The organism is Rhizobium rhizoryzae, assembly GCF_011046895.1.
Classification (GTDB): domain Bacteria; phylum Pseudomonadota; class Alphaproteobacteria; order Rhizobiales; family Rhizobiaceae; genus Neorhizobium; species Neorhizobium rhizoryzae.
Window position 1 is genome coordinate 16,472 of sequence record NZ_CP049247.1, and the last position, 13,110, is coordinate 29,581.

Sequence of the window (13,110 nt, forward strand, 5' to 3'; positions counted from 1 at the left end):
GGGATTACCCCTCGCTTATGAATTGCGGAACAATGTCGTGGAAGATCTGGTGAACGGCCTCACTGTCTGGCCACCGCAGCGCCTTGATGATGAGCGGGTCAACTCCGGCCAGTTCCGCCAGCAGAAGACGGCGGGAGGCGTTCTCGTTATTGACGTAGTCGTCAATCTGACCTTGTGACGGCAGCCTCAATGTGATCTGGCGCAGCCATTTCCCATTGACCTTCAACGGCACCAGCAAGGTATGAGACCGTGCCCCAGCTTTCGGGTCCACCGCTATCGTGAGCGCAGGCTCAAAGGGGCGATCAGGCAGATCGCGATCGTCAGCCGCGGTGCCTGAGTGCTCTGGCTCAAGGTCTGGGAAATCGAGGTCAAAACGTGTCATGGTCATACCTTCGAAGTGAGCAGCTCTAGGCTGCCCACCAATGGGTTTGGATTAGATGCCAGCTGCGGCGCGATCTTCAGCGGTGAGAGAGATGCCCAAGCGGCGGATTTCGCTTTCTTGGTGGTCTGCGTAGAACCACGGCTTACCGTCGATGTTCAGATCAATGTGCGTGATCTGCTTGATGGCGGAATTGCAGCCCTTGAATTCGGCTGGCGACGCTTCGTCCGGCGACCATTCGACAATGACGCCCTCGACCTCAAGGCGAACCGGAATGCGCCTTCCCTTGCTATCACGCATGGCCGCTGCCATCGTCCATCGATCCTGAATGCCAGGCATCAAATCCTGATCGAACCCATTGACACCAATGGACAGCTCGACCGGCTCAAGTTTCGGGATGTAATAGTCGACGTCCATGACGCTGCCGCCGGCCGATCGGGAAACTGTCTTGAACTTGAAGCCACCAAGAACGACCTTCTCGAGGATTGTTGTGCGGCTGTCTTCTGCGGCCGATGAGCGTCGGAAATCGACCATAGTCATGACGAGGAATGGCTTTTGCGCCATATCTTTATCCTTTCAGAGGAAATGAAGAGGAGGCCCGCGAAGATCGCGAGCGATTGCGTCGTCAGGCCGCAGAAGCCAAGCGCATGATGATGTCGCCAACCAACCCTTCGACTGCAGGGCGGTAGCGACGGATTGTATGATCCGCGAGCTTGAAGCCAGGCGCAGGTTCCATCGCGATATCGAGTGACAGCTTGCAGAGACGGATGTTCTCAGGGCTGTTTTGATCGAGCTTGAACATCGTTTCCTTAGGGGCGTATCCGAGGATATTCCCATCCACCTTATGGTCGCGCAGCGCGTAGGCAATCGAATTGATCCACGCTTCAGCCATCGGCACGTCGATCGTATTCTTGCCCAGGAACTGACGGGTGATGCCAATAAACTGCGTGACGATGTAGTCGGTCCCGCGCACCTGGTGCATCTGTTCCCACAGTGTCGATGTCTGAGCATTGTCGAGACCGATGAACACAAAACCACCGTCAGCAATCGCTCCATCGATCCCGGTTTCACCCTGGTCGACGATCGCAACATTGGCCGCGAGCATTTGCTGACCTTCAGTCGATCCGTCGAGAAGGTTGAACCGAATGTCGCGCGAAAGTCCGGCTAGGCCATAAATTGGCTGGTTGGCAAACGGCTTGAACGGAAGCCCTTTGTTCTCGTTATCGATGCGGGCGATCAAACCAGCGACACGCGGACCCATAGGACGGGTAACAACATTCTCGCCTTCGTAGACGCGGGCCGCAACGCCGATCGGCATGATCCGCTCTGACGTGAGGAACTCCCGGTCCTCGATCGCCTTAAGGGCGGATGTGTCATTCACGTCGACCGGAGCGATTGCGAGGATCTTGCCGAGGTTTGCCTCAAGAGCCGTGAGAACCGGGCTCGCAGTGTCCGCATCTGGGCGGAATGAAGTGCGACCCGCAACAACGATGCGCGGCGTAGCTTTGACGGCGCTGGGGATTTCAGCCAACGCGTTGACAGCTGCAGCAATGGCGGCTGCGGTTACCGCAGGATTTGCGCCTTCCTGGACGCGGTAGATTGTTACGTCCGCACCGCGATTGAGGCTGTTGAGCTGATCATTGATACCTTTCACAGCATCAGCAAGAAGTCCCGAACCCAGAGCCTCGACCGCATCTGGATCAGAGGAGGAAATCCGCTTCGGGGCATCGATCGGGAATTCGGTATTCGATGCATCGGCGGATGTTTCGATGACGAGAATTTTCGAGAAGTCTGCTCCAAGCACCGGCGCTGGCTCGGTGTTTGGACGGAAGAACTGCATGCCAAAGGCAGGTGCGGTCATTAGAGGGTCTCCGTAAAGACGCGCCTGCCCGTCAGCGCTGGATTATGGGCAACAAAAAACCCGCCTCGAGGGGCGGGCTTTGTTCAGGTTTTGCTCGGAACTTACATTGGCTCGATGCGGTGAGTGAGCATTACCGCCGCCTTGACGGCAGCCAGGCGCTCAAGTGGTAAATCCAGCATTGTCATGGCACCCACTGCACTGTTGCGTCGACCCTCTTGGATGGCTTCCGCCGCCTGATCCACCGCCTCAAGAATAAGGGCCGCATCGCGCTGCATAACGCTGATCAGATGCTGGAATGATACGATTTTCTGCTGTTCTTCGGTCATTGTGTTTCGTCTCCGTTTCCAATGCCGATGTTTTCGCTCTGAACGCACGGAAAGTGGAGCAATGTCAGTGCTTTAATCGGTTTGTCGAAAACTGTATTTGCTCGGACCCACGCAAGAGTGCGGATCCGAGCAATGACTTTGCTGAGCCGTCAGGATTGCCCCGCCGCCCACATCCAGAGCGCGTCGATCTGCTCTTCTGGCAGGCCCATCGCGACACCGATCTGGTTCACGAGCGGGTTTGTCCGCTGGTAGGCTTGCGTGTCCTGCCAGTCGATCAGCGCCGCCTCTCGCTCCAGCGCGTCGGCAATGGTGCCGATTTGCGCCTCAACATCTGCCGAGGTGACGCCGATCGACAAGAGCCCGTTGCGGAGCTGCTTGCGGGTGAGCGTTGGGAAGAAGGGCGTCGATGGATCGATGACGGGTGGCGTGTCGGGGGTTGGCGGATTGACGAAGGCCGTGCCGTCATACTCGGCAAACTGCCGTGTGTCAGGCGGGCACTCTACCCAGATCCAGTCAGGCGGGTAGCGCCCTTCTGGATCCCATTCGATGACTTCGGCAACCATGCCGATGAGAGCCGGTTGGCGGGTTTCTGCGTTGATAATGCGTGCGAAACTCATAGCTGCACCTCGTCCCAATAGATAATGCAGAGACCATCGCCGCCTGCGCCACCTAGGCCTGATATGACAGAGCCGCCTCCGCTAGCTCCATTGCCACCATTCCCTCCCGCGCCACCCGACCCACCGGCACCTGCACCGCCGCCGCCGCCAAGCCCACCTTGTCCGCCGACAATTTGGCCAGAACTTGTTGAGTTTGCAGCCCCTCCAGCGCCTACTCCGCCGTTACCTGTTGGTCCGTTCGCGTTAGACCAAGTTGCGCCACCGGCGCCGTCAAAATCGACCAGATCCCACCAGGGTTGGCTCTCGCCACTGTCGCCGCGAGGGTAAGTTGCGGAAGTGCTCCAAGGTATCCCGCCTTTGGACAAAAGCCCAGGCGCACCCTCCGACCCGACGCTCGAACGATGGCTCGATGCGCCGCCCGATGCCCTAGCAGGCCCTCCCCATCCAGCCCCGCCGGTTTGCGCCGACGCAAACCCGTTTGCAAATGGCGATGCGCTGGAGCAACCGCCATATCCCGCTGCGCTACCAGCCGGAGGAACCGCGCCAGAGCGATTGAACTGGTTCCCGCCCGTAGCTGCTCCGGCAGTCATTCCGGAGCCACCGTTGCGCCCGCCCGTTGCACCGGTCAGCACGAGATTGAGACCGCGAGCCGCACAAACAACTGATGTGGTGCCGCCGTCACCGCCGTTGGTAGCTTGGTTCGCGCCAACCCCGCCCGCACCGATGGTGATGGTAATCACATCGCCTTGCACATAATCACGCTCGTCACATGCCATGCCTGCCGAAGCGCCGGGGTACTGGTAACCACCACCACCGGCAGCGCCACCAGCATAGATCTTCATCTTGCCGGATTTCTTGACCGTAAAGCTGAATGAACCGGCGCGGAGCCACATTTCACGTCGCCAATAGCCGTTGGAGCCGGGACCGGCTGCTGTAATGGCCTTTGGAGACGTGGAGGCTATAAACTGAGATAGACTGCTCATTATTGAAGCTTCCAGGTTGTTCCGTTGTACCAGATCGTGAAGGTGCATCCGCTCACGTTGAGCGTCAGATCCTCATTGAGACCCATGATGGTTTTGCCGTTACGGGCGACGGTTACGGTTGACGTTCGGGATAGCACCCCGCCATCAATCAGGCGGATAGATGCGCCCGCTGCCGGATTGGCCGGGAGCGTAAGCGTGATGCCTGCCGTGATGATGCGGTAAGCCTTGCCAACCACGAGATTGGTGTTGGCACTGAGGAGGACTGCCTCAGCGGGCAGCATCTGGATAGCGGCGATCTGTTGGGCGACACTTGTCGAAAGCGCCGCCATATCCGCTTCGAGGCTGTCAAGGTCCGCATCAAGCTGAGCCAGCGCACTTTGCGCAGTCGAGCCAACGGCAAAACGGCCACCAGGCGCAACAGGCACGTTGACGGCCAGAACGCCGCCCGCCTGAAGGGCCGCGATGCGATCCTCTGCATCTGACAGCAGCCCTGTGATCTCCGTCACGCGCGCATTCAGGGCGTTCAGTGAAGGCGTCACCGAATATTGCAGCCGCCCCTCCGCCAGGGCAATTGCCGCCTCGGAAACCGCATCCTCGAAGCCTGCCGCTGTCTCCTGCAAAGCCGTTAGCCGCTGCGAGATCGACCCGAAGATCTCGTTCAGCGTTTCCGGGCCAAGCTCTGTCGAGTTGTCGATGTAATAGTTATTCGATGGCGTAGGCTGTATCGATGGCATCCTCGCCCTCCTGATCGACGATCTTGTTCAGCAATTCGCCCTTGGCCCTGTGCTCGTCGGAGCGGGCATAGCGCCCGCCCTCTTTCAGCTTCACGGACTTGAGCAACCGGAACAGGTAGGTGGTTTCCGGCTCGTATCGCGGCTGGCTGGTGGTCTTCTTTGTGGCCATGGTTCTTCCTCAGTCTGCCATCACGAACACGCTCTCCCCGAACCATTCGTCGACACCAGTCTTGGTGCCTTCGATCTGGACGGCGGCGCTCGTTGTTGTCGGGATGCCGGTGAATGTCGCCGTCAGGCGACGGCGTATGGCGTTTTCCGGATCCTGCCAGATGCTGGTTGCGGTCGGGGTTCGCGTCACGCCACCGGAGATCAGCTTGACGGCTGCCGTATGTTCGGCGTCCTTCCAGCGATCGATGATGAGATCGACCGTCACCGCAGTCGTCGACAAGCCGAATGCAATCGACTTGCTGAGCGCGCGCATGTCGCCACGCGTGCGGCCCGTTTCACCACGCGCCTTGCTATCGAGCACAATCGCAGGAGCAAGATCGGTGGTGCCGACCATGATCAGGCGCAACCGGATCAGCGGCGGCAGGCCGTAGAGAATGTCGGCATTCTCCGGGCTCATGTCATACCACTGCGTATCGCCCTGCGGCTGCCACTGCCACAGCTGGCTTGTGCCGGAAGGAGCCCAACCGGACGCAACCAGACGCATGAAGGTGATGCCGTTTTCGAGCGTCAGCGGCTCAAACTCGACAACAGTGCGCGTGGATGCGAATTCGCAGCCAAGCAGCTCGAAGTCATAGTCCTCAGTCGGCGAACCGATGATGACCGCACCGTCGGTCATCAACCAGCTTGACCCTTGCGCGAACTTGTTATCGGTCGAGAAGGCGATCGCATGATTGCCGGTTGTGACCAATGACCAGGAGTAACGCTTGCCGGGTTCGATGAGTGCTGGCCGGATCGGGAACGTCACCATGCCCACAGCGAGATTGGCATGCGGAACCGTTACGCGCTCGATCGCGCGGTTCAGATCCGGCAGACCAGAAGCGCCGCATTCGTAGAGAACCAGGTGTACGTCACCGTCACCGCCGACGCGGGTGAATGGTATGCGGAAGCCAGTGACAATCATCGGCTGGCTGTTGAGCCAGGTCTGACCAATGACAGAGCCGTTGAGGCCAAATGTCTCAGTCACATAGTCCCAATAGACCTCGGTCCAGGTGGAAACCGAGACCGACTGAACGTCGTAGTTCTTGTGACCGGCAGAGGCCGGATCTGCATTCCATGCGCCACCGATGCCGTCCGTCGACTGGCCGACCACGTTGAAGGTCTCACCAGCAACTGCAAGCGTCTGACCGGGACGCGAATCGGCAAGGCCAGCAGCCGCCCAATCCTGCTGGTTCTGGCAGACCTGCACGACAGGACCATAGGAGACAGATGACCGCGAGATTTCGCGGCGAACCGGCGTGATGACCGTATGCACAATCTGCGAGATCGTTTTCGATCCCGTTCCGCCTGTCACCGAAAGCTTCACCTTCTCGGTGAACTTCGGCAGCATCAGGTTGTTACGGATGATCACATCGGGGTTGGCAGGGTTCAGCAGCGCGAGCTGCATATCTCGATAGGAGGCCCAGCCGAAGCGAATGCCTTCCTTGATACGGGCAAGCCAGAGGCTGTTCTGCGTGTCCCATCTGTCCGGCACCAGCGCACTGTCATACCAGTAGGCACGCGGATCGTTTTCAAACAGGCGCAAAGCCCGCTTCAATGCCGATACATCCAGACGAACCTGATTGAAGATCTCAGGACGCACCGCCTCGCGCTGTTTCGCGGAGATTGCCGACAAGTCTGTGCGGAGGGTCGCGGCAACCTGCTCGATTGCCTCCATGCGCGCTTCGAGGATGGTTACGCGACCTTCGACCTCGTACAGCGTCCTGGCGCGATTTTTCCCCTCCATCTCGATTGTCTGGATGCCAGTCTGTGCAAGCTTCACCCAGGCAACCACGCATTCGGTTTCAGCGACGGTAGGTTTGAGAGGCGTCGGCCCAGCAATCCCGGCCTGCACGAAACATTCGACCGTTAGATGTTCTGTTTTCGCAACGGCCTGCAGATCGGTCGCGCCGGTATCCACATTGGTCCGGACAGGACGCAAAGCGGTTTCTGTCACGGTTTTGCCACGCAAAAGCAACGCGACCCAGACAGTATCGCCGAGCACCAACGGCAGTCGTTCCGTCAGATCAACCGTAAAGGCGGCGTCCAGATCGTACAGCTTGTCGAACACCAGCAATCGACCGGGATTGATCACCACCTTCGTGGCTCCGTCCTGGCTGACGGTGACAGACGCATAATGATGCGGGTAGCCAGCAACATCGCCTGTGAGATTTTCGACGCTCTCAAAGACATGCTGGCCGATGGCGGTCACATCCTGCGAGACGATCTTTTCGTTCTGATTGAATATTTTACGCTTGGTCAAAGCTTCGTCCTCGCAAGGTATTGTCCGGCCAGATATCGGTCGCCAGCGCGCACGCGATCGCCAGCAGTCAGGACGCGGCGGTTCTGGAAATCGACAAGAAGTTCGGTGTGATCGTCGCCCTTGTTGGCGCGCAGCGCCTTCAGCGCCCGTTCGAACGGTTCAAGATCAACTTCGCCAAAGAAGTCTTCATCGGAGTAAGCGCCATCCATGAACGCGGCGTTCGGTTCTGCCGTTTCCAGCTTCACCAGATAGGTGGACTGGAACGGCGGATGATCGAAAATCGCGTCATCAAAGAAGCCCTCGTCGAAGATGGCGAGCGCCGGATAGGAGATCGCATCGACGAGCTCTGCATCGACCAGTGCCAGATAACGGATCGCACCACCGCGCGTGGTTTTGAGCGCAGCCAGTTCGCCCTCGTAAAGCGTGGAGACGCCCATGGCCTGGGCGACCGCTTCGCGCTTGCGCTCGATAGACCAGTCGTCAAACCAGAGGTCGAGGCTTGCCTGATAGCCGAGCCACTTCAGAAGATCCGGACGCGTCGTGTACGGGTTCAAGAGGTCGACATAGGGGACCGGCAGATCATCCGACATGCCAGCTGCAAGAGCGTGCTCAAACGCGCCGGAAGATGATGGTAGAAGCGTTTTCACGTCTCCCATGTTCGCACCTCAACTGGGGCGAAGAACGCCTCTAACTCTCGCGAACTGAAAGCCAATCTGGCAAATCGGCCGGAATATTTTCGCAATCCTCGAAGATAAAAGCGTCGAAGAACGACGATCCAGTTACCTCGCGATACGTAAAGCCAAAGTCGCGCACAACCTCGCTCGGGCGACGTTTGTCCCCGGCCAAGCCTTGTCCCATCAAATCTAGAATTATCCGCTTTGTCATGGCGAACCCTTATCATCCCCGCACCTCTACTGTGACAGTCAAACCCGTCATGACCGGGATTTTGTAAGGATCTGGAGCAATCACGACTGGCGCGAGATCACGCACCTTGATGACGTTAGGCCCATAGGCGCTGCCTGCCAGCAAACCGGCTGGAATTTCGCCGCCGATCAGACGACGATCCATTGCGGCGGCTTCGACGCGGGCGAGAGCTTCCTGCCGAATTGTTTCGGGAGCCGGACCATTGCCCGGCACCTCAATGACGAGGGACGGCTGGTATTCGACGCGAACGGCGGGTAGCACGACGATCGAGACACCTTCAGGTGCACGATTGATGTCTGTGACGGCATCGCGAACGGTCAGAAGCTCTGGCGTTGTCGGCACGCGCCCGAATGGGCCAGCGATGACAAGGTCGATATCACCGCGACGGCCATGGACCGCATACCCGTTCACCCGCGCATCCCACAGACCAAGCGTCTTGTCAGCGCTCTGCGGCCATGCCGATCGCGCGTCGTAAAGATAGCGCCCAGCCGACCCGGCAGCAGGCCTGTCGAAACTCTCAAGGAATCGCTGGAGCAACGAAGTATCGCTTTCCAGTATTTCCTCAGCCGTTGACGTCGCTGGTTGCACGATGAGCCGCTCGACGTTGCGGCTTGCTGCGACTGCGTCAAGATTTGCCCCGGAAGCCAAAGGGGCAAGAAGCGCCTTCAGCCCGTCGTTGACCCGGTTTCGGTCGAGGTTTCGCAGATAGCGCCAGGCGCGCGCTACGACGATTGCCGGGTGCGTTTCGAGATCCGCCTCAGTGAAGTCTTCAAGTGTTGGGTCGAGCTGCTGCTGCGCTGCCCATTCCAGAAGAAACCGAGCCTTGAAATCGGCCTGTAGCTGGTTGAGCGAAATGATCTCGATCGCTTGCGGTGCGGGCAGACGGGATAGATCAATGGCCGTTGGCGCGTAGGTCATCGTAACGTTACTCCACCATTGAAGCCGAGGCCAAATTCCACGACGCGCTCGACAGTTTGATCTCCCAGATGTCCGCGAGGGCGAAAATCTGCTTCAATGATCAAGCCTGCATGGCCCAACCTGATCTGTTCCGCGGATCCAGTCGCCAGGACGCGCCGGACCCGGAAGCGCGGCTCCCAGACATCGATCGCTGTTGCTATGAGTTGTTTCCACGCAGCAAACAGTGCAGGCGTCATTGCGCGACCAAGCAGCTCAACCACGCCGCCGCCAAACTCTCTGAGCAAGACGACATCGCCGATACGGGTCGAGAGCGTAAAGATTACAGCTTGGTATGCGCTCTCCAGATTGGAGACCCGCTTGCCCGTTCGTCGATCAAGCCCCACCATCGCCAGGCACCTTTTCGGTGATCCGACCCAGCGATAGCTCATAGAGAGCCTCTGAAGGCGTCAGTTCCACCGTCTTGCCGGTCACCTTCTTGCCGTTGATACGATCAACACCTTCAGCGACCTGATAAGTCATAGTGCTACCCTCGCGCGCAGCCTGCGCTGCCACGGTCTTTTTCGCCATCACTGGCCTCCATTTATGTTTTTCAGTCGTCAGTTGGACGGAGGGGCTGTGTCTGCGGAGCCCTTTTCAACGCCACCGTGAATATGGCTGGAGCCAATATTCTTGCCGTCGTGAGTGACTTTGCCACCCTCGATCTTCAAACCGGCCTCGCTGATTGTAATCGTGACGCCGCCTGCTTTGATGACCAGCGCGCCGTCCTTTATCGAGATCCGAACACCTGCATCGTCAAAGATGTTTGCCTCCAAATCATCGTTTGGCGACTTGTGTTCGTCCGAGTAGCCACCACGCACCAGCATTCCCTGCCGGGGATCTCCGCCTGGATTGATGGCAACCATGATCTGGTTTTTTTTGAGCGGTACGGATGTCTTGCCTGTTTCCGGATGTGGGTAGAACGGCGAGAGGAACGGCTTGCCGTCCTCGCCTTCTCCAAGTTTCAGACGGTAGCCATTCTGAGCATCCATGACCTCGACCGTGCCCACCTGGATCATGCGAGCGACGGTGTTCTTGAGCGCTTCCATTTCAGCGCGCAGCGCGATCAGCTCATGGATCATCCACAATCTCCACCGGATTTGCGTCTTTGATGTTTAAGACGGCGATTTCGAAATCGACTTCCTCATCGACGATAAGCGGACCCTGGCCGATAACAGCCATATGTTGGCGAGAGGCGAACAAGGTTGATTGCAGCTTGCGCCAATCCGGCCAGTCACCGCCCTCTGCAAGCAATGTGCGCCACTCTTCGGCGAGAGGCGCATAATCCTCGTCTTCCGACATGAGGTCGAGGCCCAGCGCGATCGGCTCCGGGATGCTGTCACCCGGCTTCGGCTCTGCCAGAACGCTGATATCAATCTGGACGAAACGCGCCGCGTGTTTGCGCTTTGTGTCCGGATCCGTACCGCGCGTGTCCTTGATGTCCTGGACACCATTTACAAGCTCCCGGAACACCTCAGCCCATTCGTTGTCGAAGTGCTGCAGGATCTTGCGCCACTGGTGATCAAGCAGGTTGAGCGCGCTCTCAAAAGCGGAATCCGTTTCGCCGATCGCTGCGCGGATCACTGTGCCGTCCGGGCCTGTGATGGCTCGGCCGGTTGCAACCGCAGTCTGGATCAAGACGGTGAGCACCGCCGAGCCACCAAGCAGAGATGCCATCCCCTGGCTCATGTTCCGCCTGTCCGATGCCTCCACAGACACGATGATGATCGGCTGACACTGGTCTTCCAGAAGGTCAGGAAGCGTATCCATGCGGCTATCAAAAACTGCATCACCCGCGATCGTACGCCCGCGCAAAGCCTCGACGATGGACAGCTGAATGAGTTGCCGGACAATGCTCATGGATCAGATCCTTGAAAGATCACAGACAAGAGCACCGGGATAGGGCTCATATACGCGATCGATACGATAGGCTTCCAGCACACCCGTAACAGGATGGATGCGGGTGACCTGGTCGCCGGTACGTGGCCGCCAGGTGATTTCAGCAAGGGCAAAGCTGACAGTGCGATGGTCACTGACGAAGTTTGCAAGGCTTGGCCGCTCCCGGCCACCGCCTAACTGCTCGATCTGTGGGGCGGCATCCATGCGCCCTTGCAGAACCTGAGGTGCACGAACCGGATCCGTTTTGGATCCCATCTTGCCCTCAGCCATGGGCGTGAGCGTTATCGGCTCACCCATCCGCTCCCGCGTCATGGAGGGCAGGAAGCCGCGAACGCTTTCCAGATCCATGGCGGCTTACGGCTGCTGCTGAGAGGCTTCCGCCTTCAGTTCATCGACCATCGCAGTGAGAAGTGCGTCCCGGTCTGCTTCCGGCAAAGCGTTCCAGTCTTCCAGTGATAGGCCGGATTTCGTGTGTGCCTTGGTGACCACCTCGCCGAGCTGGACTTCCTTGCCAGGGGCGATCTCAATCCGCGCAGGCAAGATGTTGGTGCCGATCAGCGTGTCGGCACTCGCGTCGGCTTGATCATCGAGCTGCTGCGCGGCTTGACCTTTTGGCCTGCCGGTTGAACGGCCACTCGAGGACGCTTTTGGCTTCTCGATGCTGGTCGGCTCTACCTCATCTGCAAAGCGGTTTTCGATCAGGGAAAGACCGTAAGCGCGCGGCACCTCAACCGGCTCATGAGGTCCAGCCGAATAGTCCTTTTCACGCTTCAAGACTGCCGCTGGAATGATAATGCCGCGAGGCGAGGCGATGGTGATCTTATCTTTGCTCATGACGGTGTCCTTCCCGTGATCTTCCTGTTTTCAAGCCACTTGCGTTCAAGAAGCCAAAAAGCAGGAAGCCGGGCTCATCACCCGGCTTCTGTAAAGTCTTGTCCCGCGACCGCTTAGAGGGTTAGCTCCCGTAGAGCCTGCGGCCGTGTGCAGAGCGAAACGGCGTTCATTTGCACTTCGAGGTCATACCCCTTGCCGTTCGGGCGCGGTGTCGCGCGGCTGTAGAATGGCAAACCAACCGTATTGACCGTTTCGTTATAATCGGCCGGGGCAAAGCGCGTGATAAAGAGCTGAGATACGCCTTTCGGGACCACGCGCGCCTTGTCGTGCGCGATGTAGGGCGCTCCAAGATCTGCCGTCGCTCGCGCGCCCGTACGGTAGCGTTCAAAGACCGCACCGCCGAACTCGAACTTGTCCGGAACATCCTGTCGGAGTACCGCAGCACCGCTTCCGTAGAGGAACGTTTCACGCACAGACTTGTGGCTCCACATGGTCTGATGGAAGGTTCGGCCGGTGAAGACATGGAGGCCATCATACGGTTCGTCGAGGGCGTCTTCGATGCTGTAAACAACATCCTGCCAGAGCTTTGAGACAATCGTAGCGTCGTTACCAAGTCCCAATGAAATCGAGGCGGGCACTGCAATCCCGAAGGCGCTGTAGCAATCAACCAGGACGCTGCCGGACTTTGAAGTAATGATGCCCTTGATCGCACCAACACGCTGATGCTCCAGCGTCATCGTCAGATCGGCAGCATGGCGCTGCGCCTTCCGGCTCACGCGGTTTTCCAGAATTTCAGCGGAAGAATCCGTTCCGAATTCGCGCACGTTCTGCACTTCATCAGCTGCGATGCCGTCATCACGCTGATAGTGCGGGATGGCAAATGGTACCTTTTTGCGGTCGTCGTCGCCTGTCGTTTCACCTGCACCGCCGCGTGCTGTGGGCTCGACCAGAGCGAGCTTGCCGTCCCGCAACTCGACCGAGATCATTGTGGTGGTGACGCCATCCTCTTCGAAGATGCCGCTCGCAGAAATCTGGCCCGGTCGGTAGGGAACGGAGTTTACAGCGGCAGTCAGCGTTTCAAGGCTGTACGGATCGCCAGTGTGTACATTGGGTGTTGTCATAGAGGCGGTCT

General features: G+C 58.6%; 18 protein-coding genes. All 18 read right to left on the minus strand.

All coding sequences use genetic code 11. The annotated features are described in order from the left end of the window. Positions 1 to 4 precede the first annotated feature (4 nt). The 18 genes from G6N80_RS00110 to G6N80_RS00195 all read right to left on the minus strand — a co-directional run bounded on the left by G6N80_RS00110 (position 5) and on the right by G6N80_RS00195 (position 13,099). On the minus strand, positions 5 to 382 hold the full coding sequence (locus tag G6N80_RS00110) for a phage tail assembly protein (RefSeq protein ID WP_165130338.1): 378 nt from the start codon (positions 380 to 382) through the stop codon (positions 5 to 7). Positions 383 to 433: 51 nt separating this feature from the next. Further along, entirely contained in the window at positions 434 to 943 is a 510-nt protein-coding gene (locus G6N80_RS00115; RefSeq protein WP_165130339.1) for a phage major tail tube protein, read from the minus strand. A 61-nt stretch (positions 944 to 1,004) separates the two neighbouring features. Continuing rightward, entirely contained in the window at positions 1,005 to 2,240 is a 1,236-nt protein-coding gene (locus G6N80_RS00120) for a phage tail sheath protein (RefSeq protein WP_165130340.1), read from the minus strand. A 101-nt stretch (positions 2,241 to 2,341) separates the two neighbouring features. Continuing rightward, positions 2,342 to 2,566 carry a hypothetical protein gene (locus tag G6N80_RS00125; protein WP_165130341.1) on the minus strand — a complete coding sequence of 75 codons (225 nt, stop codon included), beginning with the start codon at positions 2,564 to 2,566 and terminating at the stop codon, positions 2,342 to 2,344. Between the two features lie 149 nt (positions 2,567 to 2,715). Next, entirely contained in the window at positions 2,716 to 3,183 is a 468-nt protein-coding gene (locus G6N80_RS00130) for a hypothetical protein (RefSeq protein WP_165130342.1), read from the minus strand. Then, the gene (locus G6N80_RS00135) at positions 3,180 to 4,166 is read right to left on the minus strand and encodes a TrbL/VirB6 family protein (protein ID WP_165130343.1); all 987 of its coding nucleotides are present in this window, start codon (positions 4,164 to 4,166) and stop codon (positions 3,180 to 3,182) included. The genes G6N80_RS00130 and G6N80_RS00135 overlap by 4 nt, the downstream gene beginning before the upstream one ends. Next, the gene (locus G6N80_RS00140) at positions 4,166 to 4,900 is read right to left on the minus strand and encodes a hypothetical protein (RefSeq protein ID WP_165130344.1); all 735 of its coding nucleotides are present in this window, start codon (positions 4,898 to 4,900) and stop codon (positions 4,166 to 4,168) included. Before G6N80_RS00140 ends, G6N80_RS00135 begins: the two co-directional genes overlap by 1 nt. Next, positions 4,869 to 5,069: a hypothetical protein gene (locus G6N80_RS00145; RefSeq protein WP_165130345.1), complete on the minus strand. Its 201-nt coding sequence runs from the start codon at positions 5,067 to 5,069 to the stop codon at positions 4,869 to 4,871. The genes G6N80_RS00140 and G6N80_RS00145 overlap by 32 nt, the downstream gene beginning before the upstream one ends. A gap of 9 nt (positions 5,070 to 5,078) precedes the next feature. Beyond that, a complete protein-coding gene (locus tag G6N80_RS00150; protein ID WP_165130346.1) occupies positions 5,079 to 7,367 on the minus strand; it encodes a hypothetical protein in 2,289 nt (762 codons plus the stop codon). Next, a complete protein-coding gene (locus G6N80_RS00155) occupies positions 7,364 to 8,023 on the minus strand; it encodes a phage tail protein I (RefSeq protein WP_165130347.1) in 660 nt (219 codons plus the stop codon). The genes G6N80_RS00150 and G6N80_RS00155 overlap by 4 nt, the downstream gene beginning before the upstream one ends. Positions 8,024 to 8,264: 241 nt before the next feature. Further along, positions 8,265 to 9,209: a baseplate J/gp47 family protein gene (locus G6N80_RS00160; protein WP_165130348.1), complete on the minus strand. Its 945-nt coding sequence runs from the start codon at positions 9,207 to 9,209 to the stop codon at positions 8,265 to 8,267. Next, entirely contained in the window at positions 9,206 to 9,595 is a 390-nt protein-coding gene (locus G6N80_RS00165) for a GPW/gp25 family protein (protein WP_165130349.1), read from the minus strand. Before G6N80_RS00165 ends, G6N80_RS00160 begins: the two co-directional genes overlap by 4 nt. Next, positions 9,582 to 9,776: a hypothetical protein gene (locus tag G6N80_RS00170; RefSeq protein ID WP_165130350.1), complete on the minus strand. Its 195-nt coding sequence runs from the start codon at positions 9,774 to 9,776 to the stop codon at positions 9,582 to 9,584. The genes G6N80_RS00165 and G6N80_RS00170 overlap by 14 nt, the downstream gene beginning before the upstream one ends. A gap of 29 nt (positions 9,777 to 9,805) precedes the next feature. Beyond that, positions 9,806 to 10,327, minus strand: coding sequence for a baseplate assembly protein (locus G6N80_RS00175; protein WP_165130351.1), 522 nt, complete (start codon positions 10,325 to 10,327; stop codon positions 9,806 to 9,808). After that, a complete protein-coding gene (locus G6N80_RS00180; protein WP_165130354.1) occupies positions 10,317 to 11,105 on the minus strand; it encodes a hypothetical protein in 789 nt (262 codons plus the stop codon). The genes G6N80_RS00175 and G6N80_RS00180 overlap by 11 nt, the downstream gene beginning before the upstream one ends. Before the next feature lie 3 nt (positions 11,106 to 11,108). Then, entirely contained in the window at positions 11,109 to 11,492 is a 384-nt protein-coding gene (locus G6N80_RS00185; protein ID WP_165130356.1) for a hypothetical protein, read from the minus strand. Between the two features lie 6 nt (positions 11,493 to 11,498). Next, a complete protein-coding gene (locus tag G6N80_RS00190) occupies positions 11,499 to 11,978 on the minus strand; it encodes a hypothetical protein (RefSeq protein ID WP_165130358.1) in 480 nt (159 codons plus the stop codon). Positions 11,979 to 12,091: 113 nt separating this feature from the next. After that, positions 12,092 to 13,099 (minus strand): major capsid protein, encoded by a 1,008-nt coding sequence (locus G6N80_RS00195; RefSeq protein ID WP_165130360.1) that lies wholly within the window; start codon positions 13,097 to 13,099, stop codon positions 12,092 to 12,094. Positions 13,100 to 13,110: the final 11 nt, after the last annotated feature.

Excerpts from the sequence above, each read along its gene's own strand:
- G6N80_RS00110 (WP_165130338.1), bottom strand. The coding sequence starts at position 382 with ATGACACGTTTTGACCTCGATTTCCCAGACCTTGAGCCAGAGCACTCA.
- G6N80_RS00115 (WP_165130339.1), bottom strand. The coding sequence starts at position 943 with ATGGCGCAAAAGCCATTCCTCGTCATGACTATGGTCGATTTCCGACGC.
- G6N80_RS00120 (WP_165130340.1), bottom strand. The coding sequence starts at position 2,240 with ATGACCGCACCTGCCTTTGGCATGCAGTTCTTCCGTCCAAACACCGAG.
- G6N80_RS00125 (WP_165130341.1), bottom strand. The coding sequence starts at position 2,566 with ATGACCGAAGAACAGCAGAAAATCGTATCATTCCAGCATCTGATCAGC.
- G6N80_RS00130 (WP_165130342.1), bottom strand. The coding sequence starts at position 3,183 with ATGAGTTTCGCACGCATTATCAACGCAGAAACCCGCCAACCGGCTCTC.
- G6N80_RS00135 (WP_165130343.1), bottom strand. The coding sequence starts at position 4,166 with ATGAGCAGTCTATCTCAGTTTATAGCCTCCACGTCTCCAAAGGCCATT.
- G6N80_RS00140 (WP_165130344.1), bottom strand. The coding sequence starts at position 4,900 with ATGCCATCGATACAGCCTACGCCATCGAATAACTATTACATCGACAAC.
- G6N80_RS00145 (WP_165130345.1), bottom strand. The coding sequence starts at position 5,069 with ATGGCCACAAAGAAGACCACCAGCCAGCCGCGATACGAGCCGGAAACC.
- G6N80_RS00155 (WP_165130347.1), bottom strand. The coding sequence starts at position 8,023 with ATGGGAGACGTGAAAACGCTTCTACCATCATCTTCCGGCGCGTTTGAG.
- G6N80_RS00160 (WP_165130348.1), bottom strand. The coding sequence starts at position 9,209 with ATGACCTACGCGCCAACGGCCATTGATCTATCCCGTCTGCCCGCACCG.
- G6N80_RS00165 (WP_165130349.1), bottom strand. The coding sequence starts at position 9,595 with ATGGTGGGGCTTGATCGACGAACGGGCAAGCGGGTCTCCAATCTGGAG.
- G6N80_RS00170 (WP_165130350.1), bottom strand. The coding sequence starts at position 9,776 with ATGGCGAAAAAGACCGTGGCAGCGCAGGCTGCGCGCGAGGGTAGCACT.
- G6N80_RS00175 (WP_165130351.1), bottom strand. The coding sequence starts at position 10,327 with ATGATCCATGAGCTGATCGCGCTGCGCGCTGAAATGGAAGCGCTCAAG.
- G6N80_RS00180 (WP_165130354.1), bottom strand. The coding sequence starts at position 11,105 with ATGAGCATTGTCCGGCAACTCATTCAGCTGTCCATCGTCGAGGCTTTG.
- G6N80_RS00185 (WP_165130356.1), bottom strand. The coding sequence starts at position 11,492 with ATGGATCTGGAAAGCGTTCGCGGCTTCCTGCCCTCCATGACGCGGGAG.
- G6N80_RS00190 (WP_165130358.1), bottom strand. The coding sequence starts at position 11,978 with ATGAGCAAAGATAAGATCACCATCGCCTCGCCTCGCGGCATTATCATT.
- G6N80_RS00195 (WP_165130360.1), bottom strand. The coding sequence starts at position 13,099 with ATGACAACACCCAATGTACACACTGGCGATCCGTACAGCCTTGAAACG.